The 22,489-nt window shown below is 63.1% G+C and carries 22 protein-coding genes and 1 tRNA gene; 21 read left to right on the top strand and 2 right to left on the bottom strand.

From position 1 onward, the window contains the following. Positions 1-44: 44 nt before the first annotated feature. The 13 genes from atpE to QRX41_RS02250 all read left to right on the top strand — a co-directional run bounded on the left by atpE (position 45) and on the right by QRX41_RS02250 (position 11,080). On the top strand, positions 45-272 hold the full coding sequence (gene atpE, locus QRX41_RS02310) for an ATP synthase F0 subunit C (RefSeq protein ID WP_015022486.1): 228 nt from the start codon (positions 45-47) through the stop codon (positions 270-272). Between the two features lie 50 nt (positions 273-322). Continuing rightward, entirely contained in the window at positions 323-865 is a 543-nt protein-coding gene (locus QRX41_RS02305) for a F0F1 ATP synthase subunit B (RefSeq protein ID WP_024626881.1), read from the top strand. Between the two features lie 51 nt (positions 866-916). Continuing rightward, entirely contained in the window at positions 917-1,744 is an 828-nt protein-coding gene (locus QRX41_RS02300; RefSeq protein ID WP_198199621.1) for a F0F1 ATP synthase subunit delta, read from the top strand. A gap of 46 nt (positions 1,745-1,790) precedes the next feature. Continuing rightward, entirely contained in the window at positions 1,791-3,449 is a 1,659-nt protein-coding gene (gene atpA / locus QRX41_RS02295) for a F0F1 ATP synthase subunit alpha (protein ID WP_313838420.1), read from the top strand. A gap of 3 nt (positions 3,450-3,452) precedes the next feature. Then, on the top strand, positions 3,453-4,403 hold the full coding sequence (locus QRX41_RS02290) for a F0F1 ATP synthase subunit gamma (protein ID WP_313838418.1): 951 nt from the start codon (positions 3,453-3,455) through the stop codon (positions 4,401-4,403). A gap of 8 nt (positions 4,404-4,411) precedes the next feature. Continuing rightward, entirely contained in the window at positions 4,412-5,896 is a 1,485-nt protein-coding gene (gene atpD / locus QRX41_RS02285) for a F0F1 ATP synthase subunit beta (RefSeq protein ID WP_198187914.1), read from the top strand. A gap of 2 nt (positions 5,897-5,898) precedes the next feature. Next, entirely contained in the window at positions 5,899-6,195 is a 297-nt protein-coding gene (locus QRX41_RS02280) for a F0F1 ATP synthase subunit epsilon (RefSeq protein ID WP_144084977.1), read from the top strand. Between the two features lie 89 nt (positions 6,196-6,284). Next, entirely contained in the window at positions 6,285-7,088 is an 804-nt protein-coding gene (gene nucS, locus QRX41_RS02275; protein ID WP_313838414.1) for an endonuclease NucS, read from the top strand. Positions 7,089-7,314: 226 nt separating this feature from the next. Beyond that, on the top strand, positions 7,315-7,557 hold the full coding sequence (nrdH, locus tag QRX41_RS02270) for a glutaredoxin-like protein NrdH (RefSeq protein WP_024626874.1): 243 nt from the start codon (positions 7,315-7,317) through the stop codon (positions 7,555-7,557). Between the two features lie 345 nt (positions 7,558-7,902). Next, the gene (locus QRX41_RS02265) at positions 7,903-8,556 is read left to right on the top strand and encodes an amino acid ABC transporter permease (protein WP_313838412.1); all 654 of its coding nucleotides are present in this window, start codon (positions 7,903-7,905) and stop codon (positions 8,554-8,556) included. Further along, a complete protein-coding gene (locus QRX41_RS02260; RefSeq protein ID WP_313838410.1) occupies positions 8,543-9,217 on the top strand; it encodes an amino acid ABC transporter permease in 675 nt (224 codons plus the stop codon). Before QRX41_RS02265 ends, QRX41_RS02260 begins: the two co-directional genes overlap by 14 nt. Next, positions 9,210-10,082, top strand: a complete 873-nt coding sequence (locus QRX41_RS02255) for an amino acid ABC transporter ATP-binding protein (RefSeq protein WP_313838408.1) — start codon at positions 9,210-9,212, stop codon at positions 10,080-10,082. Before QRX41_RS02260 ends, QRX41_RS02255 begins: the two co-directional genes overlap by 8 nt. Positions 10,083-10,168: 86 nt before the next feature. Then, complete coding sequence (locus QRX41_RS02250; protein WP_313838406.1) at positions 10,169-11,080, top strand: cysteine ABC transporter substrate-binding protein; 912 nt, start codon at positions 10,169-10,171, stop codon at positions 11,078-11,080. Between the two features lie 88 nt (positions 11,081-11,168). On the opposite strand, the gene QRX41_RS02245 is transcribed toward QRX41_RS02250, so the two are convergent. After that, on the bottom strand, positions 11,169-12,104 hold the full coding sequence (locus QRX41_RS02245) for an FKBP-type peptidyl-prolyl cis-trans isomerase (RefSeq protein WP_197071182.1): 936 nt from the start codon (positions 12,102-12,104) through the stop codon (positions 11,169-11,171). A gap of 112 nt (positions 12,105-12,216) precedes the next feature. On the opposite strand from QRX41_RS02245, the gene QRX41_RS02240 reads away from it, so the two are divergent. The 3 genes from QRX41_RS02240 to QRX41_RS02230 all read left to right on the top strand — a co-directional run bounded on the left by QRX41_RS02240 (position 12,217) and on the right by QRX41_RS02230 (position 15,377). Then, on the top strand, positions 12,217-13,263 hold the full coding sequence (locus QRX41_RS02240; RefSeq protein WP_313838404.1) for a hypothetical protein: 1,047 nt from the start codon (positions 12,217-12,219) through the stop codon (positions 13,261-13,263). Continuing rightward, positions 13,263-14,294, top strand: a complete 1,032-nt coding sequence (locus QRX41_RS02235; RefSeq protein ID WP_313838402.1) for a hypothetical protein — start codon at positions 13,263-13,265, stop codon at positions 14,292-14,294. Before QRX41_RS02240 ends, QRX41_RS02235 begins: the two co-directional genes overlap by 1 nt. Before the next feature lie 117 nt (positions 14,295-14,411). Further along, on the top strand, positions 14,412-15,377 hold the full coding sequence (locus QRX41_RS02230; protein WP_313838400.1) for a co-chaperone YbbN: 966 nt from the start codon (positions 14,412-14,414) through the stop codon (positions 15,375-15,377). 18 nt (positions 15,378-15,395) lie between these two features. Here QRX41_RS02230 and QRX41_RS02225 read toward each other — a convergent pair whose 3' ends face one another. After that, positions 15,396-16,025: a CYTH domain-containing protein gene (locus QRX41_RS02225; RefSeq protein WP_313838702.1), complete on the bottom strand. Its 630-nt coding sequence runs from the start codon at positions 16,023-16,025 to the stop codon at positions 15,396-15,398. Between the two features lie 364 nt (positions 16,026-16,389). Between QRX41_RS02225 and QRX41_RS02220 the strand changes: the two genes are divergently transcribed. From QRX41_RS02220 to QRX41_RS02200, 5 genes are all read left to right on the top strand, one after another. Next, positions 16,390-16,465 (top strand) — tRNA-Arg (locus tag QRX41_RS02220). Positions 16,466-16,755: 290 nt separating this feature from the next. Next, positions 16,756-18,510, top strand: a complete 1,755-nt coding sequence (gene spxB, locus QRX41_RS02215; protein WP_045924872.1) for a pyruvate oxidase — start codon at positions 16,756-16,758, stop codon at positions 18,508-18,510. 104 nt (positions 18,511-18,614) lie between these two features. Further along, complete coding sequence (locus QRX41_RS02210; protein ID WP_313838398.1) at positions 18,615-19,004, top strand: Rid family detoxifying hydrolase; 390 nt, start codon at positions 18,615-18,617, stop codon at positions 19,002-19,004. Positions 19,005-19,047: 43 nt separating this feature from the next. After that, positions 19,048-20,805 carry an arginine--tRNA ligase gene (gene argS / locus QRX41_RS02205; protein WP_313838397.1) on the top strand — a complete coding sequence of 586 codons (1,758 nt, stop codon included), beginning with the start codon at positions 19,048-19,050 and terminating at the stop codon, positions 20,803-20,805. A 27-nt stretch (positions 20,806-20,832) separates the two neighbouring features. Next, entirely contained in the window at positions 20,833-22,404 is a 1,572-nt protein-coding gene (locus tag QRX41_RS02200) for a diaminopimelate decarboxylase family protein (protein ID WP_396176777.1), read from the top strand. The last annotated feature ends 85 nt before the right edge of the window (positions 22,405-22,489 follow it).

Below are 22,489 nucleotides of genomic sequence, written 5' to 3'. Positions count from 1 at the left end.
AACCACAATCCAAGAACCGGCAACGGTGGAGGAAAGGAAAATAAATGGACATCATCACACTTGCTGAGGTCTCCGGCAATCTGAGCATCCTGGGATACGGCATCGCAGCTCTCGGCCCCGCACTGGGTCTGGGCATCGCCGTTGGCAAGACCGTCGAGAGCATGGCTCGCCAGCCCGAGATCAGCGGACAGCTGCGGACCACCATGTTCATCGGTTTGGCTCTGATCGAGGTGCTGGCCCTGCTGGGCTTCGTGGCGCTCTTCATCGCCTGAGCCGTGCGATTCCTGCATGATCCGGCTTCGATAAGGGAAAGGAGGAGCCAATGTACGCTCTAGCGGCAGGCAAGGGGATCCAGCTATTTATCCCCCAGCTCTATGACATTGTGTGGTCGCTGGTCATCCTGGTCATCCTGGCCGTCTTCTTCTACAAGTTCTTCATGCCCAAGTTCCAGGCCATCTTCGATGAGCGCTCGGCCAAGATCGAGGGCAATATTCAGAAGGCCGCCAAGGCTCGTGAAGAGGCGGATCAGGCCCGCAAGCAGTATCAGGATCAGCTGGGCAAGGCTCGTGTTGAGGCTTCCCAGATCCGGGATGACGCCCGCGCTGAGGCCTCCAGGATCGTGGCGGATGCCAGGACCCGGGCCGAGACCGAGGCCAACCAGATCACCGAGAACGCCCAGCGATCCCTCAAGTCCCAGCAGCAGCAGGCGCTGGTCTCGCTCAAGGGCGAGGTGGGCACGCTGGCTACGGCTCTTGCCGGCAAAATCCTGGGCTCGCAGCTTCAGGATGATGCCGTACAGTCCTCCATGATCGACTCGATCATCGCGGACCAAGGCGGGCAGTCCTCGGACAAGCGGCAGGCATAATGACAGATTGGCGGATGACGGGAACGTTGATTCCGCGAAAGGGGAGGTGACATGCGAGGAGAGACTTCGCTGAGCTCCGACAAGGAGACCAGGGCCAAGTATGCCCCCTTGCTGAAGAGCAAGGGGAATGATGCCCTCCGCGTGGCCATGGAGCTCTATACCTTCGTGACCCTGCTCGATGCCAACAGGCCCCTGGAGCGTGCGCTGACCGACCCCTCCCGTCCGGCTGAGGACAAGTGGCAGGTGATTGACACCATCCTGGCTGACAAGGCCGATCCGCTGACCGTGGACATCCTTCATGATTTGACTGATCATCAGTGGAGCCGTGTGGTGCACATTGCCAACGCGGCTGAGGACATGTCGGTGGATGCCATCGCTTATTACGCCGATGCTCTGGGCATCACCAACCAGGTGGCAGGCGAGCTGGCTGAGATCCATTCGGCCCTGCTGGGCATGCCGCTGGTGCTCTTCAGGCTCTCGGACGAGTACAGTGATTCCACAGCGCGGGCCGACCTGCTCAGGGCGCTCCTGGTTGGGCAGCATATGCATCCGGTCACCGAGCAGATGGCCCTGAACGCCACCATCGATCTGCGTGGACGTCGCTTCCCTGACACCATCATTTGGTTGGTGGACCGCTTCTCTGAGCATATGGACCAGGTCATGGTCACCGTCACCACAGCGGTCTCCATGAATGACCAGCAGGTCAGCCGCCTGCAGGAGGTCTACGGGCGCAAGCTGGGCAAGCCGGTCCACATCAACTCGGTGGTCGATCCCTCGGTCCTGGGCGGTATGAAAGTCCAGTACGGCTCGGTCTCCACAGACGGCACGGTGGCTACGCAACTGAAGCATCTGAAGCGGCGGATGGCCGTGGCAGGATGAGCGAAGAACCGACAGACTTGAACAAGAACAGAAATAAGGAGTGATCATGGCAGAAATGACCATTGATCCCGCTGTGGTGCGCAAGGCGCTCGACCAGTTCGTCGAGTCCTACAAGCCGACGGACACCCCCACCCAGGAGGTGGGCTATGTCCGCACGGCCGGTGACGGCATTGCGCATGTGGAGGGACTGCCTGGTTGCATGGCCAACGAGCTGCTGACCTTCGAGGACGGCACGCTGGGTCTGGCTTTCAACCTGGACGCCCGAGAGATCGGCGTGGTCATCCTGGGCGACTTCGCAGGTGTCGAAGAGGGCCAGGAAGTCCACAGGACCGGCGAGGTGCTTTCGGTGCCCGTCGGCGACGGTTATCTGGGGCGTACAGTCAACCCTCTGGGCGAGCCCATCGACGGTTTGGGTGAAATCAAGAGCGAGGGCCGCAGAATCCTGGAGGCGCAGGCTCCCGATGTCATGCACCGGCATCCCGTCGACGAGCCCCTGGCCACTGGCATCAAGGCCATCGACGCCATGACTCCCATCGGCCGCGGTCAGCGTCAGCTGATCATCGGCGACCGGCAGACCGGCAAGACGGCCATCGCCATCGACACCATCATCAACCAGAAGCGCAACTGGGAGTCCGGAGACCCCAAGAAGCAGGTGCGGTGCATCTACGTGGCCATCGGCCAGAAGGGCACCACCATCGCCTCGGTCCGTTCCTCTCTGGAAGAGGCCGGCGCCATGGAGTACACCACCATTGTGGCCTCCCCGGCTTCTGATTCCGCAGGCTTCAAGTACATAGCCCCCTACACCGGTTCGGCCATCGGCCAGCACTGGATGTACGGCGGCAAGCACGTCCTGATCGTCTTCGACGACCTGAGCAAGCAGGCCGAGGCCTACCGGTCCATCTCCCTGCTGCTGCGTCGTCCGCCGGGGCGCGAGGCCTATCCTGGCGACGTCTTCTACCTGCATTCGCGTCTGCTGGAGCGCTGCGCCAAGCTCTCCGATGACCTGGGCGGCGGATCCATGACCGGTCTGCCCATCATCGAGACCAAGGCCAACGACGTCTCGGCCTACATTCCGACCAACGTGATCTCCATCACCGACGGTCAGATATTCCTGCAGTCCGATCTGTTCAATGCCAACCAGCGTCCCGCCGTGGACGTGGGCATCTCCGTCTCCCGCGTGGGCGGCGCCGCACAGACCAAGGCTCTGAAGAAGGTCTCCTCGACCCTGAAGATCTCCTTGGCCCAGTATCGTTCGCTCCAGTCCTTCGCCATGTTCGCCTCGGATCTGGATGCGGCCTCCAAGGCCCAGCTGACCCGTGGCGCCAGGCTGACCGAGCTGCTCAAGCAGCCCCAGTTCACGCCCTATTCCATGGAGAAGCAGGTTGTCTCGGTCTGGGTGGGCACCCACGGCAAGCTGGATGATTTGGACCTGGAGGACGTGCTGCCTTTCGAGTCCGGGCTCCTGGACTACCTGGACCACAACACGGACATCCTCAAGACCATCCGCGATACGGAGGACTTTACCGACGATACCGAAAAGGCTCTTGACCAGGCCGTGGACGAGTTCGCCAAGACCTTCGTGACCCACAAGGGCCAGACCCTGGACGGTCACAAGGCCGACCAGGAGCAGGAGCAGCCGGTGGCCGTCCAGCAGGAGAAGCTGGTGGCCGACGGCAAGAGCGGCAGCAAGGCCGGGAAGCGGTAGACCATGGCCTCACAACTCGCATTCAAGTCAAGGATCGCCTCCACCTCGGCGTTGGAGAAAATCTTCAATGCCCAGGAGATGATAGCCTCCTCGCATATCGCCAAGGCCAGGACCGTGGCCCTGGAAGCGAAGCCTTACTCCGATGCGATCTTCGATGCAGTCCAGGCACTGGTGGCCCACACGGATGATATACGCCACCCCATTGTCAGGAAGGACGAGAAGAACCCGCGCGTGGCTGTGCTGGCGCTGACGGCCGACCGCGGCATGGCCGGGGCCTATACCTCCTCGGTCATCCGCGAGACGGAGTCTCTGCTGGCCCGCCTGGACGAGCAGGGCCGACAGCCTCAGCTCTTCGTCTACGGTCGTCGCGGTGTCTCCTACTATCGTTACCGCAACCGCAGCATCGTCAAGACCTGGGAGGGTCACAGCGATCGGCCCGGTGTGGATGTAGCCAGGGAGATCTCCCAGGCACTGCTGGATACCTATATGACTCCAGCGGCCAAGGGGGGCGTCTCCGAGCTCTACATCGTCTTCACCGAATTCATCAACATGGTGGTGCAGAAGGTTCGGGTGCTGCGCATGCTGCCCCTGGAGCTGATCAGGCCTGACCAGGAGCAGCCTGAGGAGGCCATCGATACCCCCGTGCCGGACGACGGGCATGGCCGCCAGAGCGACCGCTATGCGGCCCTCTACGACTTTGAGCCCAGCTCTCAGGAGGTCTTGGATGCCGTTCTGCCCAAGTACATTCAGTCGCGCATCCATGAATGCCTGCTCACCTCGGCCGCCTCGGAGACCGCCAGCAGGCAGAACGCCATGCATACCGCCACTGACAACGCCAAGGGACTGATCGACGACCTGACCCGCCGGCTCAACGCCAGCCGTCAGGCGGCCATCACGCAGGAACTTACCGAGATCGTCGGCAGCGCCGATGCGCTCAACAAAGAGGAAGAGTAGGAACGCCAATGGTTGCACAGCAAGAACAGCCGACCACAGCGAGCCGCAAGCCGGATTCGGCCTCCAAGGGGCGCGTCACCCGAGTCCAGGGTTCGGTCATCGATGTGGAGTTCCCGGCAGGTCACCTGCCGGACATCTACAATGCCCTGACCGTGAATCTGAGCCAGTCCTCGAACACCGAGGGCGAGTCGCTGACCACCATCATGCTGGAGGTGGAGCAGCACCTGGGCGATTCCACGGTTCGCACCGTGGCCCTGAAGCCCACCGACGGCCTGGTCCGCGGCGCCACCGTCACCGATACGGGCGGGCCCATCATGGTGCCCGTGGGCGACGTGACCAAGGGGCACGTCTTCGACGTGGCCGGCAACATCCTCAACAAGAAGGAGGGTGAGCAGATCAAGGTCACCGAACGGTGGCCCATCCATCGCAACCCGCCCGCCTTCGATCAGCTGGAGTCCAAGACCCAGATGTTCGAAACCGGCATCAAGGTCATCGACCTGCTGACCCCTTACGTGGAGGGCGGCAAGATCGGCCTGTTCGGCGGCGCAGGCGTGGGCAAGACCGTGCTCATCCAGGAGATGATCCAGCGCGTGGCGCAGAACCACGGCGGCGTCTCCGTCTTCGCGGGCGTGGGAGAGCGTACCCGTGAGGGCAACGACCTGATCGGCGAGATGGACGAGGCCGGCGTGCTGGAGAAGACCGCACTGGTCTTCGGCCAGATGGACGAGCCCCCGGGGACCCGTCTGCGCGTGCCACTGACCGCCCTGACCATGTCGGAGTATTTCCGCGACGTGGAGAACCAGGATGTGCTGCTCTTCATCGACAACATCTTCCGGTTTACCCAGGCCGGCTCCGAGGTCTCCACCCTGCTGGGCCGCATGCCATCGGCCGTGGGCTACCAGCCCAACCTGGCCGACGAGATGGGCGCCCTGCAGGAGAGGATCACCTCGACTCGTGGCCATTCGATCACCTCCCTGCAGGCCATCTACGTGCCGGCCGATGATTACACCGACCCGGCGCCTGCGACCACCTTCGCCCACCTGGACGCCACCACCGAGCTCAGCCGTGACATCGCCTCCCAGGGCATCTACCCGGCTGTGGATCCGCTGGCATCCACCTCCAGGATTCTGGACCCGCGCTATGTGGGGCAGGCCCACTATGACTGCGCCAACCGGGTCAAGGCCATCCTGCAGAGGAACAAGGAGCTCCAGGACATCATCGCCCTGATCGGCATCGATGAGCTGGGCGAAGAGGACAAGACCACCGTCAACCGCGCCCGCAAGATCGAGCAGTTCCTGGGCCAGAACTTCTACGTGGCTGAGAAGTTCACCGGTCGCAAGGGCTCCTACGTGCCTGCCGACGAGACCATCGAGGCCTTCACCCGCATCTGCGACGGTGCCTACGACGACGTGCCCGAGCAGGCATTCTCCGGCATCGGCGGCATCGACGACCTTGAGCACAAGTGGCACGATATGCAGAAGGAATACCGGTAGTCATGGCGGATACAGGCAAGGCCTCCATGCAGGTCAACATCGTCTCGGCGGACAGGCCCATCTGGTCGGGTCAGGCGCGGTCGGTCACCGTGCCCGGCACCCAGGGGTCCATGGGCATCATGCCTGACCACGAGCCGGTGCTGGCCCTGCTGCAGGAGGGCAACATCCGGGTTCAGGCCACCGATGGCGGTCGTCAGTCCTTCCATGTGGACAGCGGATTCGCCTCCTTCGACAGCAACAAGCTGACTGTGGCTGTGGATCACTATCTGGAGGACGCTGGTCAGGGACAGCAGTCCTGACTCCCTTCCTCTTCCGCCCGGCTGGTGCTCTTGCATCGGCTGGGCTTTTTTCTTCCTCGCCCGGGACAGCGGCTGATATATTGGCATCTGTGCGAATCATTGTTGCCGACTGCTCAGCCGAATACTCCGGGCGTCTCAACGCCAGCCTGCCGCCGGCCAGGCGTGTCCTGCTGATCAAGGCCGACATGAGCTGCCTGATCTTTTCGGAGCTGGGCTCCTACAAGCCCCTGAACTGGATGTGCGCCCCCTGCACCATCAGGGAGATCGAACCCGAGGAAACGAACAAAGACGGCGCAGGCGCCAAGGCTGATTCCGTGGACGGGACTGGGCCGGATGAGGTAGCCGAAGCTGCTGCGCCCGATGCGCTGATCGCTCAGGAGCAGGATCAGGACCAGTGTCGGCCTGTACGCAAGGTTCTGCGTGTTTCGGCCGTCAAATCCAGCGATGTGCTCACCATCAGGCTCTACCAGGTCTATGCCGACGACAGCTACGACCTGGGGACGGATCCGGGATTGGTCAAGGACGGCGTGGAAGCACATCTGCAGCGTTATCTGGCTGAACAGATCGACCGCATCGGCCCGGGGGCCACCTTGGTGCGCCGGGAGTATCCGACGCCCATCGGGCCAGTGGACATCATGGCCGTCGACGGCCAGGGACGGCATGTAGCCATCGAGATCAAGCGGCATGGCGGCATTGACGGGGTGGAACAGCTGACCCGCTACTGCCGCCTGCTCAACCGCGACCCCCTGCTGGCCCCTGTCCGCGGGATCTTCGCGGCCCAGACCATAACCCCCCAGGCCAGGGTCCTTGCCGAGGACAGGGGATTCGAGTGCCTGATTCTGGACTACGAGGCCATGAAGGGCGCCGACAGTGACGAACTGACCCTCTTCTAAGGCATTTTTCAGTCTTAAATAACATGTATGTAAGATAGCTCACATATATGCTCTCTTAGATCCACAAGACTTGAAAGGCTACTAGATATTGGGGTTGACGGCCTGACACGCCACTACAGGTGGTATTGTGCTTGAGCCTTGGAGTGTGTAGAGTGCAATCATTAGGTTCCAAGCAGAGAGCTATAGAGCTTGGAGCATCACGGCAACATGTAAGGGAGAGGCGATCATGTCCATCACGGTCTACACCAAGGCGCACTGTCCCCAGTGTGATGCCACCAAGCGTCAGTTGACTAAGCAGGGGCTGGAATTCGAGCAGGTGGATTTGACCGAGGATCAGACCTTGATCGACCAGTTCATCGCCCAGGGATTCAAGCAGACCCCCATCGTAGTCACTGACCAGGAGACGTGGAGCGGGTATCGCCCCGATCTGATCAGGAAGGCAGCACAGAGCGCCAAGGTCTTCGCCTGATCAAAGCACTCGGAGCCCGGTTCACGAATATGTGGACCGGGCTTTTTGTTAGCTTGGTGGGCAGTAGGGTTGATGAAAAACGTAGAGGCCAGGTAGCCAGGATCCGCAGGTGTCGGTCAGTCTCTGCCGTCTAGGGCCATCTCACACGCGCTGTCCAGTTGCTGCATGAATTGCTTGGCAGACCGGATGATAACGGGGTATCCGGTATTCGTATATCGAAAAGCAAAGAAAAGCGGCTCGCGTTCTCTAGGATTGTCGACTGAATGCCGCAGTCGGCGTGAAGCGGGCGAGAAGCAGTGAAGAGGAGACGATGAACAGGACGAGAGCAAGTGGGGAGGCGAGGGCATGAATTGGTCTTTCATGACGCAGAATCTGCACTTTTTCGTCAATGCGGCCTATGTAACGGTCTTCATCTCCTTCTTTGGCGTGGTGTTCTCCATGCTGATCGGGCTGGTCTGCGCCGGGTTGGAGGTCTTCAGGATCCCCCTGCTCTCGCAGGTGGCAAGAGTATACATCGAGCTGTCAAGAAACACCCCGCTCCTGGTTCAGCTCTACTTCCTCTATTTCGGCTTGCCCAAGCTTGGTGTCAACTGGAGCGCCCAGACCTGCGCCATCGTCGGGCTGGCCTTCCTGGGCGGCTCCTACATGGCCGAGGCCATGCGCGGCGGACTGGAGGCGGTGCCCCAGGTGCAGATCGAGTCGGCCCGCGTCCTGGGATTCACGCGCGGGCAGACCCTGTCGAGGATCGTGTTGCCCCAAGCCCTGAGCAGCGCCATACCGGGCGTGGTAGCCAACATCATCTTCCTGATCAAGGAGTCCTCGGTGGTCTCGGCCATCGCTTTGGCCGATGTCATGTACGTCACCAAGGATCTGATGGGCACCTCCTACGACACCTACGAGTCGTTGACTCTGCTCATCGTCACCTATCTGGTCATTCTGCTGCCCATCTCCGTCATCGGAACCGTTCTTGAGCGGAGGTTCGACTATGCACGGCGTTGAGGTGCTCTTCCAGCCAGGGGTCATGCCCAGGCTCTTCCAGGGGCTCTGGGTGACCGTCTGGATAGCCGGCGTCTCGGTCCTGCTCTCCCTGCCCTTGGGCTTGGTGGTCGGATGGCTGATGACTCTGCGCAACCGCTTGATCCGCTTCCTGATGAGGATCTATCTGGACTTCATCCGCATCATGCCCCAGCTGGCACTGCTCTTCATCGCTTTCTACGGGCTGTCCAGGGCATGGAACCTGAATCTGGACGCCACTGGCGCCTGCCTGCTGGTCTTTGTGCTCTGGGGCGGGGCCGAGCTGGGCGACCTGGTCCGCGGGGCCCTGGAGTCCATTCCCCGAACCCAGGTGGAGTCGGCCTACGTGCTCGGGCTGAGCTCCTGGCAGACTTTCTCCAGGATCATCCTTCCGCAGGCCCTGCGCCGACTGTTGCCGGCCAGCGTCAACCTGGCCACCAGGATCGTCAAGACCACCTCCCTGGCCGCCCTGCTGGGCGTCATCGAGGTCATCAAGGTCGGCCAGCAGATCATCGACGCCAACCGTTTCGTCTATCCCCAGGCGACTCTGTGGATCTACGGGGTGATCTTCTTCATGTATTTCTTCATCTGCTGGCCCCTGTCCCTGGTGGCCCGGCATCTGGAAAAGAGGTGGGCCCATGACTGAGGGGCAAACGACGGCGAACCAGCCACAGGACGAGCAGGAGGAAGGGGCGGTGCTGACCGTCGAGCACCTGGTCAAGCAGTATCCGCAGGCGCAGAGTCCTGTGCTCAATGACATCTCCTTCCAGGTGCCCAAGGGCAAGGTCTTTGTGGTCCTGGGCCCCTCGGGCTCAGGCAAGTCCACCCTGCTGCGGACCATAGCCGGGCTGGAGCCCATACAGGGTGGCCGGATTCTTCTGGATGGTCAGGCGGTGGAGATCGGTCGTCCTCTGGGCAAGCACGGCGGAGGTCCCGGCGGACTGATGTCAGGCAGTCGCAGCTCGGACCTGCGCACCAGGATCGGCATGGTCTTCCAGAGCTACGACCTCTTCCCCAACAGGACGGTTCTGGACAATGTGACCCTGGCGCCCGTCCTGGTCCAGAAGCGCAAGCGGGACCAGGCACGGCAGGAGGCTCTGGAGCTGCTGGACCGGGTGGGTCTGGCCGACCGACGTGATGCCTGGCCCAGCCAGCTCTCGGGTGGCCAGCGGCAGAGGGTGGCCATCTGCCGGGCCCTCATCCTCCATCCCGAGATCATGCTCTTCGACGAGGTGACCGCGGCTCTGGATCCGGAGATGGTTCGCGAGGTCCTCCAGGTCATTCTGGAACTGGCCGACCAGGGGCTGACCATGATGATCGTCACCCACGAGATGGCCTTCGCCAGGGGCATCGCCGACCACATCGTCCTCTTGGATGGAGGCGTCCTGGTCGAGCAGTCCGACGACCCGGAGGCCTTCTTCACCCACCCGGCCACTGACCGGGCGCAACGCTTCCTGTCCACCTTCACCTATGAGCGCAGGCGGGATCAGGACCAGGATCAGGAGTCCTGACGGGGACTCTGCATATTCGTCCGGCGGCATTCGCCGGAACCGCCCACTGGGGCGGCCATAGGAAAGATAAGAGGAAAAGAGGGATCATGACCGCAAGGGTAATGAACCGATTGATACGGGCGGCGCTGGCCACGGGGGCGACGATCGCAATGATGGCTTCCATGGCAGCCTGCGGTCCTTCGGCGGCCACCCCCAGTGATGCCGGAAACGGCTCGGGGGGCGGTTCCGGCTCCTCGGCAGCATCCGGGTCTGCACGCACGCCAGAGCAGATCACCAAGTCCGGCAAGCTCAGGGTGGCCGTCTTCACCGACAAGGCCCCCTTCGGCTACGTGGACAAGGATGGCAAGAACCAGGGCTATGACATCGTTTTTGCCGAGCGTCTGGCCAAGGATCTGGGCGTCAAGCCCGAGTACACCTCGGTTGACCCGGCCGCTCGCGTGGATGTGCTGTCCAGCAACAAGGTAGACGTGGTTCTGGCCAACTTCACCGTTACCGATGATCGCGCCCGCAAGGTGGACTTCGCCAAGCCCTACATGAAGGTCTTCCTGGGCGTGGTCTCCCCGGATTCGGCGCTGATCAAAGATGTGAAGGATCTGGAGGGCAAGACTCTGATCATCGCCAAGGGGACAACGGCCGAGCCTTACTTCGAGCAGCACTACCCTAAGGTCAAGCTGCAGAAGTACGACCAGTACGCGGATGCCTACAACGCCCTGCTGGACCACCGCGGAGACGCCATGAGCACCGACAACACCGAGGTGCTGGCCTGGGCCAAGGCCAACAAGGGCTTCTCGGTGGGCATCACCAAACTGGGGGACGAGGCGGTCATCGCCCCGGCCGTGCGCAAGGGGAACAAGCCCCTGCTGGACTACATCAACAAGGAGCTGGACAAGCTGGGCCAGGAGCGGTTCTTCCATGAGGACTACCGCAAGACCCTGGAACCGGTCTACGGCAGTGCGGCCAACCCCGACGAGATCGTAGTCGAGGGCGGCAAGGCCTGAACTGGCCGTCTGGCTTGTGACAGGGGCCCGTACCCATCCGAATGCGACTGGATGGGTACGGGCCCCTGTCTGTTGGTGGATTGACGGGTCAGTAGGCGGCCAGGATGTCGACCACGAAAATCAGGGTCGAATTGGCTGGGATCTTCTGCTGTTGCTGGCTGCCATAGCCCAGGTCAGGCGGAACTACCAGAAGAACCTGGGAGCCCACCGTCTGGCCGGCCAGACCCTGCTGCCATCCCTTGACCACCTGGTCCAGGCTGAAGTCGCTGGCCTGACCCCGGTCCCAGGAGGAATCGAACTGCTTGCCGTCGGAGGCCAGCCATCCGGTGTAGTTGGCGCTGACGCTCTGATGCTGGCCGACCTTGGCCCCCTTGCCCTTGATCAGGGGCTGGACGACCAGTCCTCCCTTGGGCTGGTACCCGTTGAGGTCCAGGGAGGGCTTGCCCTTGTCGTCCAGACTGATTTTCGGCAGGTCGCTGGGCAGGTCGGTCACCTTCTGACCCTGGGCGCGGGTCAGGTTTTTGGACCGGGAGACGAAGGTCAGGGCCATAATATAGGACTCGGTCGCCTTGCTGCTGCCGGAGCCTGACTCATCGATGCCTACGGCCACGGTGGAGTTGACCTTGAGGCCCTTGAAGGTGTCATAGTATGCCGGAATGGATTTCTTGCTGATGACAATGGAGCACTCCGGGCTGCTCTTGTCCCAGGTGGAGTTGATCACCTTGCCGGTCTTGGCATCCAAGGCCAGGCTCCTTGTGCATACGCGATCCCCGTCGCGGATGACCTCGCCGTTGCCCTCCTGGATGACCTGATGGGTCTGGTTCTCGACCTTGAAGGGGGTCTTGAAACTGATGTCGGGCTTGCTGCCAAGTTTGCCGCTGGCTGATACGCCCTGCATGGTGTCTCCTGCATGGCCGCCCCCGTCGGATTTCCCGCCGCAGGCTGACAGTCCAAGACATAGGGCCAGAGCGGTCACGGCGCCCAGCAAACGCTTGCTGCCTGATTTCTTTGCGATGATGGTCATAGAAGACCAGTTTAGGGCTTATGGGTGATTTCCCGGTGCCGGAAACCAGATCATAGGGAGCCGACGGTAGAATGTCGATAATATGGAGCAAGTACCCGAAGAACAAGATGAGATGACGCGGCCTGACAAGCCCTCGCGTCACAGCATGATCATGCGCGGCATCGTCACCCCCATCTTCGGACTGCTGGCTGTGGCGGCCATTGTGCTGGGCATCATGAACGCCACGGTCTGGAAGCCTTCGGCTCACGTGGATGCACATGCGCGCACGAAGGCATCTTATGTAGTGACCGATCCAGGTGTGCTTCCCCTGGTGGACAGCAGGGTGACCATGCGTGTGGATGCGGCCTCTGCCGGGGCCTCCGGGTCCACAGGGCACAAGTCGCAGAAGCCGACCATCTGCATGGCCCTGACCACGGCCAAAGATGCAGCTGGCTGGACGGCCGGGCATGATGTGGCACGGGTGCGTGGCCTGGATGATTGGCAGACCCTGTCCGTCGGCAGGGACACCAGCCCAGGCAAGGCCGTCAAACGTGATCAGGGCGTAGCCTTTCAGGACTCGGATATGTGGAAACAGGTCACCTGTTCTGACAGCAGCGTGTCGATGTCCCTGAAGACCGACGACCCGCAGGCCGTCCTGCTGGTGGCGGTCCCCCAGGGTTCTCCTTCCCTGGGGCTGGAGATGCTCTGGCAGCGGGACAAGCTGCCTAACTTTGCCATGCCCTTCTACTTTGCCGGCGGGCTGCTGGCCCTGCTGGCCGTTCTTTCGGCTACGGTTTTCGCCATGGATCCGGCCAAGCGCCGCAAGCAGACCGAGCCCGAGCAGGAGTCTGAGGAAACCCCCGAGGTCAGCGTGGCCCAGGCCCTGGGAAGCGCCATTCTGCCTGGCCTGGGGCAACGGCGCAGCTCGACCTCGGGCCGGCGTCGGCGTCATGCCCGCGGCCAGGCGCGACAGGGGGATCCAGGGCCCCCGCCCAGGCCGCCCGTGGTGATTGATCCGCGCAATCGGAATCTGGTCGCCGACCAGCAGGAAGACAGTGACGGCCGCACCGTCAGCGGCGATCGGGGAGCCGACGATGTGTCGTCCACCAGGGTCATCAGCAGTCAGGAGATGGCCTCCTACCTGGCCAGGCTTGCCCACGAAGGGGAGGAGGAGCGCTGATGAGTAAGAACAAGCCGATGAACAAGGTGGCGGCTGCAGCGGCTCTGGCCTTATCCCTGGCCCTCCTGCCGGGACTGTCTGCCTGCGAGGGGCAGGTCCCCCAAGCTCGCCGGACCGAGCCTCAGAGCACCGCAACCACCGCTCCTGCGCCCAATCTGACCCCTGCCCAGGAGGCCCGCATACGCAAGAGCATCGGGGCGGTTCTGGATCAGGCCAACGAGGCCAAGGATCCGGCCGGGCTGGGCCAGCGGGTCAGCGGCCCCCAGCTGGAGATCCGCACCAGCGAGCTGACCATTGCCCAGGCCACCGGGCAGCTGGATCCTAAGACAACCATTCCTGCCACCATCGCCCAGACGGTCATCCCCGGCGATCCGGGCTGGCCGCGCTCGGTCTTTTCGATTACCACCACCACGCAGGATCAGCAGTCCAAACGCCTCTTGGTTCTGGAACAGGAGTCCGCCCATGAGAACTACAAACTCTGGGGGGTGGCCCGGCTCTTCCAGGGGGCCCAGCTGCCCAAGTTCCCGGTGGCCACCATCGGCGCCAGAATGGGGGAGGGCGACGATCAGGGTCTCAAGGCTACGCCGGTGGAGGCCGTGCGCCGCTATGCCGACCTCCTGCAGAATCCCCAGGGCAGCAAGTTTGCCAAGGAGTTCGCCCAGGATGACTTCCGCACCTCCTTGGGCACGCTGACCCAGGTGGTCCAGCAGGGGATCGAAGCCAACAAGGGCAGCCAGTCGCAGACCTTCACCCCGGCGCAGGGGCAGCTGCGGGTCATGCACTCCTCCGATGGAGGCGATCTGGTCGTGGCCCGGATTGATTCGGTCTGGACCAGGCAGGCGGGTGAGGGCCGCGAGTCCTCGCCGGCCTCGGATGCCGAGAAGGCCCTCTTCGGACAGGGCAAGCCCACCAGCACCATGAAGGTCACCTATGTCAACGTGATCGCCCTGTACATACCTTCGGCGGACTCGCATGAGCCCATCAGGGCCGTGGGTGCCGAGCGTGAACCCATCAAGGTGGAAGCGGTCTGAAGGGCGGGATTGCGCTGGGTGAACGCCCGGCCCTTGGACTAGATTGGCTTCCAGGAGTATGCAATCGAGGGCGGGCTGAAGCTGCAGTCGGCGGTCGCGAGGTTTAGGAGGACTGACATGGCGAACAAGAACGGACAGGGGCAGCCGGGCGTCTCGCTGGCAGGGGCGGTCGACCTGGGTGCGCTCAAGCATCAGGTCGATGCCGAGCCAGGCCAGAAAGGTGGTGCACCCGCTGCCGGCGGCTACGTGATCGATACCACGGAGGCCAGTTTCCAGGCCATGGTTCAGACCTCAGCCACCTTCCCCATTTTGATCCTGCTCTGGGTGCCCACCGACGACCGCCTCTTCCCTCTGGCGACCCGTCTGGCCCAGACCGTCAATGCCCAGGAGGGGCGCATTCAGCTCTCCCGCATCGACATCGCGTCCAATCCGCAGATCGCCCAGACCTTCCAGGTGCGGGGCGCACCGGCCCTCTTTGCCCTGCTGGCGGGCCGACCCATGCCCATCCTGCAGGGGCTGCCCACCGATGAGGAAATGAACCAGATCACCGATCAGCTCATCCCACAGGTGATTCAGATGGCGCAGAAGGCCGGCATCACCGGCAGCGCCCCCTACCAGGAGACCAACGACCAGGGGCAAGAGGAGCAGGCCGGCCAGGCAGCGGCTGATGCCATCCCCCCTGCCCATCAGGAGGCCCACCGACTGGCCCAGGAGGGCGACTATGCAGCTGCGGCCGAAGCCTATGGCAAGCTGGTCCAGGCTGACGCGACCGATGATCTGGCCAAGCGTGAACAGGCCAAGTGCCTGCTGATGGCACGTTCGGCCAAGGCCGATGTCCGCAGGGTCCGTCAGGCGGCTGCCGATGCCCCTGACGACCTGCAGGCCCAGTTGGATGTGGCCGATGTGGACATGATCGGCGGTCAGATCCAGGATGCCTTCGATCGTCTGCTGGACTTTCTGGCCGGGCACCGGGATCAGACCGATCCCATCCGCCGCCGTCTGCTGGAGTACTTCGTCATTCCTGAGCCGACCGATCCTCGGCTAGCCAAGGCCCGTCGCCGTCTGTCCACACTGATGTACTGATCAGTTGCCGACTTTGGGTCAGGAATCTCGGTTCTCGTCGAAGTTGGTGAGGAAGCGCGGTCCGCTGGCTTTCAGCTCCCGGTCAAAGTCGGCAGCCCAGTCGCCGAAGGGATGGCCGGCCAGCCCATCGTTGGAGAACCGCGGGTCGTCGGTGATCTCCGTGGCGCAAAAATCAGGGATGGTCAGGTCGGTCACCGGCCCGGTCCGCTCCACCTCGGCCACCACCAGGGGGGCGTTGCCGTCCCCGAAGACATCCAGGTTCCACCAGTCCTCGTCCAGCCAGACTCCATACCGGTTCTTGACGATGGGAATGCCGCCGCGCAGGATCAGCTCCAGGGCGATGCCCGGGTCGATGGCCCGTTCGGCCTCGTAGCGGGTGCCGCCGACGGAGGGCCCCTTGGCCGTCATTGAGGCAGCCTCGAAGTGGTCGCCTTCCTCAAGCAGGGTGTGGAGGGCATCGGTCCGGGCCGTCATGGGCACCATCGGGTCCACCTGCCCTTGAAGGCGAACCCGCAGGGCGAAGTTGTTCTCATGCACGTAGTAGCTCTGCACAATCAGGGTCGGCCGACTCTCCCCGAGCAGCTCCCGGGGGAGGTCCCGGCAGAAGAATCTGCGCTCGAACTCGAAATCGTCCTCGTCCTCATTCATGGCCATGCATCCCATGGTACGGTAGGCCGGTTGCGGCCACCATTTCCTGTCCACAGCCCGCTTCGGAGTCCAGGTATGTGAAGGTCGCTTGTGATGGCCGGGTGAAGGAACTAGAGTATAGATTATCCCGAGAGAAGATCATCCGGGAATGTTGGCGGCTTCGCGCCACCGCATGAGGATGCAATGGCGCAACCGGGGCGGTGGCACGAAGCCTTGCCATCACAATAACTACGAAACGCCTGAAATCTTGCGGCAACACGCCGAGAGTGGCTGGAGCCGGACCGACACGTCAGGACGCGCATGGGTGCGAAAATGCGCAAAGTGTCCTAGTATGGTCTCTGTTGTCCACTGGAAAGTGGCTGTCGGGTTCGTAGCTCAGCGGATAGAGCGTCTGTCTCCGGAACAGAAGGTCGAGGGTTCGAATCCCTTCGAGCCCACCAAGATGAAATCCCTGCAGCCAGGAAGAGCGTGGGGGGTTTTCTTTATACGACTCCCGTCCGTCATTACGCCCGGGATTATGATCATGGCGCTTGCTGGATGAAATAAGCGCACGCGATGCGTCACGATATGTGTGGTGAATCACTAAGCTTTTGAGGAACATGGCCCTTGGCCCGCTCGTGTCCTCATTTTCAGGTGCCATAGTGAAAGAGTAAGACCGAACGTCGGGGAGGATCGACGCTTCCGCGTTGTGGCGGAGCCTCCTTTCCCCCGGTGAAGCAAAGGAGTTCACATGGCCAATCGAATCAATGCAGGGGATGCTGTCCTTCACGTCCTGGAGCAGTGGGGGGTGCCGCGCATCTATGGCCTGCCCGGCGGTTCCTTCGACTCCATGATGAACGCCATCCACAACGAGCGCGAGCGCATCGACTTTATCCAGGTCCGTCATGAGGAGGCCGGAGCTCTGGCTGCCGCCGGCGAGGCCAAGCTGACTGGCCGGATCGGCGTCTGCTTCGGTTCGTCTGGCCCTGGTGCGGTCCACCTGCTCAATGGCCTCTATGATGCCCGTGAGGACGGCGTGCCGGTGCTGGCCCTGGTGGGCGAGGTGCCCCAGGCCTTTATGAACATGGACTTCTTCCAGGCCATGGACGAGGTGCCTATCTTTACCGATGTGGCCGTATTCGCCCGGGCCGCCACCAACGCCCAGGGGCTGCCGGCCCTGGTGGACGAGGCCATCCGCCGCGCCTATGCCAGCCACGGGGTCTCCGTGGTCATCATCCCCAAGGACCTGGCCTGGGCCGAGATCGACGACCGCCCGGTGGCTTCTGCGCCTAACTTCCGCAAGCCGGAGCCTCTGAAGCCTGCGGCCGACCAGGTCAGCAAGGCGGTGGAGATCATCCAGTCCGCCAAGGCCCCGCTGCTCTACTTCGGCCAGGGCGCTGCCGGCGCTCGCGATGAGCTGGTCGCCATGTCCGAGCGTTTCAAGATGCCCATGGTCTCCACCTTCCCGGCCAAGGGGATTGTGGAGGACACCTATCCTGCCTACCTGCAGTCGGCCGGCCGCGTGGCCACCAAGACCGCCACGGAGGCCATCTACACTTCCGATCTGACGGTCTGGGTGGGTTCGGACAACCCCTTCGGGTCCATGTTCGTCACCCCCAACACCAAGGTCATCCAGATCGATCTGAACCCGGTCAAGCTGGGCAAGCGCTTCCAGGCCAACGTGGTCCTGGCCATCCAGGCCGATGCCCGCGAGGCCCTCAAGGCCATAACCGCCGCCGGCCAGGATCAGGAGGAGTCCGTCTTCTACAGGGCCTGCCTGCGCAGCAAGGAGAACTGGGACCAGTGGGTGGCCTCCTTTAACGAAGACACTCGCACGCCCCTGCGGCCCGAGCCCGTCTACCACGTCATCGATCAGCAGCTTGAGGACAATGACATCGTCATCCCCGACGTGGGCAATGTGGATATTGACTTCCTGCGTCTGCTGCATCTGAAGCCCACCAACCGCTGGACCGTCTCCGGCAAGCATGCCACCATGGGCTACGCCGTGCCGGCCGCTTTGGCTGCCAAGCTGGAGCATCCGGAATCGACCGTCTACTCCCTGAGCGGCGACGGCGGGTTCGCCATGCTCGGCGAGGAGGTGCTGGCCCAGCTCAAGTACCATGCACCGGTCATCAACGTGGTCTTCTCGAACCGTTCCCTGGGCTACATCGAGGCCGAGCAGCGCGACGACAGCCATCAGCCTCTGAGCGGAGTGGACCTGCCCGACACCGACTGGGCCAAGGTCGGCGAGGGCATGGGCGCCCTGGGCTTCACCGTGCGTACGGTGGCCGATGCCCGCCACGCCTTCTCCGAGGCTCGCAAGGCCGACAGGTCTTCGGTCATCGACGTCAAGCTGACAGGAGCCAGCCCTCTGGACACCCGCTATATGCGGTTCCCGGAGACCTGCTCGGATCCGGACCAGGTCGAGAAATTCGTCAAGACCTACGAGGCCGGCGATCTGCGCTCCCTGGCCTACTGGATGGGTCAGGAGGCTCGCAAGGGCTGAGACTGATGCCGCTTGCGCCGGGCGGGCACTCCTATAGTGGACGGTGTCCGCCCGGGGCTTCGGCCCTGCATGGGTGCGGCGGACCTGAAGGAAAGGACGGACTCATGGAAGATGGACCGGAAGAGATCGGCACGCCATATGCGCCCCAGGCCTTGGGGGCTTACAGTCAGGCTGTGAAGGCCGGGGGCTTTGTCTTTGTCTCCGGACAGTTGGGCATCGACCCGGACACCGGCGAGCTGGTGGAGGGCACTGCGGCTGACCAGGCCACCCAGGCCCTGAAGAACGTCAAGAACATCCTGGATGCAGCCGGCAGCGGCATGGAGAAGGTGGTCAAGGCCACTATTCTTATGCGGCGGGTTGAGGATTTCACCCAGGTGGACCAGGCCTACTCCCAGGTTTTCATCGGCTCGGTGCGGCCGGCCCGTATGGCTTTCGGCGGCGCGGACATCCCCAAGGGGGCCCTGGTCGAGATCGAGGTCGTGGCTCTGGCCTGAGACAGGACGGCTGCTGGTCGCCGCCGTCGCTAGACTTGAGGGCATGAGTCCTGAAGCACTTGCCCGTATCATCTCTTCGACCGCCGTCAAGATGGCCCAGTCAGGCCGCCTGGGGAGTCTGGAGCCCGACATGGTTCCTGATGCCGACCATCTGGCGGTCATGCGTCCCAAGGACCGCTCCCACGGGGATTGGTCCACCAACATCGCCATGCAGCTGGCCAAGAAGGCCGGCATGAGGCCTGCGGAACTGGGGCAGGCCTTGGCTGAGGCTCTGCGGGAGGACGACGGGATCGCCCAGGTGGATGTGGCCGGTCCCGGCTTCATCAATATAACCTTGGATTCGGCCTCGGCGGCCGCTGTGGTCGATGCGGTCCTGGAGGCGGGCTCCGCCTATGGGAGCAACGATCACCTGAGCGGGCGCACGCTCAATCTGGAATTCGTCTCGGCCAATCCCACGGGTCCCATCCATATCGGCGGCACACGCTGGGCGGCTGTGGGCGACTCCATGGCCCGGGTTCTGGAGGCCAACGGTGCCAAGGTGGTCAGGGAGTATTACTTCAATGATCACGGCACGCAGATCGACCGCTTCTCCCGCTCACTGGTGGCGGCGGCCCACGGCGAGCCCGTGCCTGCTGACGGCTACAAGGGCTCCTACATTGATGAGATCGCTTCGCGGGTGGTCAAGGAGGCCGCCGACGAAGGACAGGACATCCTGGCCATGCCCAGGGTGCGTGACGAGGACGGCGCCGAGGGGGACAGTCCCCAGCGCGAGGCCTTCCGCACTCGGGCCGTGCCCATGATGTTCGCCGAGATCCAGCAGTCAATGCGTGACTTCCGGGTCAATTTCGATGTCTGGTTCCATGAGAACAGCCTCTATGAGTCCGGCCAGGTGGACCGGGCCATTGACGAGCTGCGGGCCAAGGGCGACATCTTCGAGAAGGACGGGGCTACCTGGTTCCGCTCCACCACCTACGGCGACGACAAGGACCGGGTGATCATCAAGTCCGACGGGCACGCAGCCTACGTGGCGGCCGACATCGCCTACTACCTGAACAAGCGTCGCAGGTCCAAGGATCCCTGCGACGAGGCCATCTACATGCTGGGTGCCGACCATCATGGCTACATCGGCCGAATGATGGCCATCTGCGCGGCCTTTGGGGACACTCCCGGCGTGAACATGCAGATCCTGATCGGCCAGATGGTCAATGTCATCAAGGACGGCCAGGCCGTGCGCATGAGCAAGCGGGCAGGCAACGTGGTCACCATCGACGATCTGGTGGATGCCGTGGGGGTGGATGCCGCCCGGTATTCCCTGGCCCGCACCGACTACAACCAGAGCGTGGACATCGACCTGGACCTGCTGGCCTCGCACACCAACGACAATCCTGTTTACTATGTGCAGTACGCGCACGCCCGCTCTAAAAACGTGGATCGGAACGCGTCCCAGGCGGGCATCAACCGTTCCGGAGCCGATCTGTCCCTGCTGGACACTGCTGCTGACAACGATGTTCTGGGCGTCCTGGCCCTCTATCCCAATGTGATCCAGACTGCAGGCGACCAGAAGGCCCCCCACCGGGTGGCCCACTACCTGGAGCAGTTGGCTGGGGTCTATCACCGTTGGTACAACCTGGAGCGCGTGGTGCCCATGGAGCCGACCGGCCGGGCGGATCTGGACCAGGACGAGGACAGGAATCCACAGCCGGCCCGTGCGGCGGCGCGTCTGCGGCTCAATGACGCCGTGCAGCAGGTCATCGCCAACGGTCTGGGGCTGCTGGGCGTCCAGGCCCCGGACCGTATGTAAGCCCTCAAGGTCACTGGGAGGTCGTTGATGGAAACAGGGATGTGCGGGCTGGGGCCTGACGGGTTCTGGCCCGGGGCTTTGCAGCGGGACCGTCAGGGCATGCTGACCATGCATGGGTGCCCCATGGAGGACCTGGCCAAGCGTTACGGCACCCCCATGTATCTGATGGACACCGCGATGATGGCGGAACGGGCCTCGGCCTTCCGCCAGGCGGCCCTGCGGGACCTGGGTGGTGCGACCACCAGGGTCAGCTACGCGGGCAAGGCCTTCCTCAGCAAGGAGACCGTGCGGATCATGCTGCGCCAGGGGCTGGATATCGACACCTGCTCCCTGGGCGAGATGCTGATCGCCCAGGCTGCTGGTGCCCCTGGCCGTCGTCTGGTCCTGCATGGCAACAACAAGTCCGACCAGGAGATTGATCTGGCTGTGAAGGAGGGCTACCGGGCCATCGTCATCGATGCGCCCGACGAGCCTGCGCGAATCGCCGCTGCTGCGAGGGCCCAGGGGCGTCGCGCCAAGGTCATGCTCCGGGTGACCGTGGGTGTGCACGCCGGCGGCCACGAGTACATTTCCACTGCCCACGAGGATCAGAAGTTCGGCATCCCCCTGCTGCCCCAGGGCACCGACGTGGGCCTGCTGGACCTCGGGCCTGAGCCTGGATCCTCCGGACAGGCTGGGGCAGCGGCTTCGGCGGCCACAAAGAATGACGCCTCCTTGGCTCCTGGCGATTCCGTGGTCTCCCCGTCGTCTTCAGCCCTGTATTCGGCCGCCAACGGGCCCGCTGAACCTGCTGATCCCGCCCGGATCAAAGCCATGTCCGCCCTGGCTGACGGACCGGCTATCGCCCTGCTCAAGGAGATTCGCTCCCACGAGAAGGAACTGGAGCTGGTGGGCATCCATACCCATATCGGCTCCCAGATCCATGACTCTTCGGCCTTCATCGAGGCCGCCCGGCGCATGATGCTGCTGCGGCACACCTTCTGGGCCACCGACGGATACCTGATGCCCGAGGTGGACCTGGGCGGCGGCTTCTCCGTGCCCTACACCCCGGATGAGGATCGGATGGACCTGGACCAGACCCTGACCAGCCTGGGGGCTGACATGGTCGCCATCAACCGTCGCCTGGGCATGCCCATGCCGGTCATCGCCTTCGAGCCCGGCCGCTGGATCGTGGCACCCTGCGGCATGAGCCTGTATCGGGTGGGCACCGTCAAGCCCGTCCCCCTGTCTGACGGAAGCGTGCGCACCTACGTTTCGGTTGACGGCGGCATGAGCGACAACATTCGTCCGGCCCTCTACGAAGCTCAATACACGGCTGTCCTGGCCAACCGGGATGGCAGCGGGGACCGTATCCAGGCCCGTGTGGTCGGCAAGCACTGTGAATCGGGGGATATCCTGGTGCAGGATGTGGCCCTGCCAGCGGACATTCGCCGGGGTGATCTGCTTTTGGTGCCGGTGACTGGCGCCTACGGGCGGACCATGGCCAGCAATTACAACCAGGCTCTGATTCCCGCTGTGGTAGGTCTGGACCAGTCCGGTGCCCATTTGATGCTGCGGCGGCAGACCATGGATGACCTGCTGGCCTTGGATCAGGGATGATGCGCTCCGTCTTGGCGGAAGCAGGCGCCGGGGTGGATGCGGGTGTCGGATTGGCTTTCTAAGATGGAGCAACACCCTGCGACAG

Origin of the sequence: Bifidobacterium kimbladii (genome assembly GCF_032193675.1) — a bacterium.
Taxonomy (GTDB): Bacteria; Actinomycetota; Actinomycetes; order Actinomycetales; family Bifidobacteriaceae; genus Bombiscardovia; species Bombiscardovia kimbladii.
Note: the sequence above shows the minus strand (reverse complement) of the source record. Positions and strands in the feature narration are given on the sequence as shown.

Excerpts from the sequence above, each read along its gene's own strand:
- QRX41_RS02305 (WP_024626881.1), top strand. The coding sequence starts at position 323 with ATGTACGCTCTAGCGGCAGGCAAGGGGATCCAGCTATTTATCCCCCAG.
- QRX41_RS02230 (WP_313838400.1), top strand. The coding sequence starts at position 14,412 with ATGGCGAACAAGAACGGACAGGGGCAGCCGGGCGTCTCGCTGGCAGGG.
- QRX41_RS02290 (WP_313838418.1), top strand. The coding sequence starts at position 3,453 with ATGGCCTCACAACTCGCATTCAAGTCAAGGATCGCCTCCACCTCGGCG.
- QRX41_RS02250 (WP_313838406.1), top strand. The coding sequence starts at position 10,169 with ATGACCGCAAGGGTAATGAACCGATTGATACGGGCGGCGCTGGCCACG.
- QRX41_RS02300 (WP_198199621.1), top strand. The coding sequence starts at position 917 with ATGCGAGGAGAGACTTCGCTGAGCTCCGACAAGGAGACCAGGGCCAAG.
- spxB (WP_045924872.1), top strand. The coding sequence starts at position 16,756 with ATGGCCAATCGAATCAATGCAGGGGATGCTGTCCTTCACGTCCTGGAG.
- QRX41_RS02280 (WP_144084977.1), top strand. The coding sequence starts at position 5,899 with ATGGCGGATACAGGCAAGGCCTCCATGCAGGTCAACATCGTCTCGGCG.
- QRX41_RS02260 (WP_313838410.1), top strand. The coding sequence starts at position 8,543 with ATGCACGGCGTTGAGGTGCTCTTCCAGCCAGGGGTCATGCCCAGGCTC.
- QRX41_RS02225 (WP_313838702.1), bottom strand. The coding sequence starts at position 16,025 with ATGAATGAGGACGAGGACGATTTCGAGTTCGAGCGCAGATTCTTCTGC.
- QRX41_RS02255 (WP_313838408.1), top strand. The coding sequence starts at position 9,210 with ATGACTGAGGGGCAAACGACGGCGAACCAGCCACAGGACGAGCAGGAG.
- QRX41_RS02265 (WP_313838412.1), top strand. The coding sequence starts at position 7,903 with ATGAATTGGTCTTTCATGACGCAGAATCTGCACTTTTTCGTCAATGCG.
- QRX41_RS02245 (WP_197071182.1), bottom strand. The coding sequence starts at position 12,104 with ATGACCATCATCGCAAAGAAATCAGGCAGCAAGCGTTTGCTGGGCGCC.
- argS (WP_313838397.1), top strand. The coding sequence starts at position 19,048 with ATGAGTCCTGAAGCACTTGCCCGTATCATCTCTTCGACCGCCGTCAAG.
- QRX41_RS02240 (WP_313838404.1), top strand. The coding sequence starts at position 12,217 with ATGACGCGGCCTGACAAGCCCTCGCGTCACAGCATGATCATGCGCGGC.
- atpE (WP_015022486.1), top strand. The coding sequence starts at position 45 with ATGGACATCATCACACTTGCTGAGGTCTCCGGCAATCTGAGCATCCTG.
- atpA (WP_313838420.1), top strand. The coding sequence starts at position 1,791 with ATGGCAGAAATGACCATTGATCCCGCTGTGGTGCGCAAGGCGCTCGAC.
- QRX41_RS02200 (WP_396176777.1), top strand. The coding sequence starts at position 20,833 with ATGGAAACAGGGATGTGCGGGCTGGGGCCTGACGGGTTCTGGCCCGGG.
- nrdH (WP_024626874.1), top strand. The coding sequence starts at position 7,315 with ATGTCCATCACGGTCTACACCAAGGCGCACTGTCCCCAGTGTGATGCC.
- QRX41_RS02235 (WP_313838402.1), top strand. The coding sequence starts at position 13,263 with ATGAGTAAGAACAAGCCGATGAACAAGGTGGCGGCTGCAGCGGCTCTG.
- QRX41_RS02210 (WP_313838398.1), top strand. The coding sequence starts at position 18,615 with ATGGAAGATGGACCGGAAGAGATCGGCACGCCATATGCGCCCCAGGCC.
- atpD (WP_198187914.1), top strand. The coding sequence starts at position 4,412 with ATGGTTGCACAGCAAGAACAGCCGACCACAGCGAGCCGCAAGCCGGAT.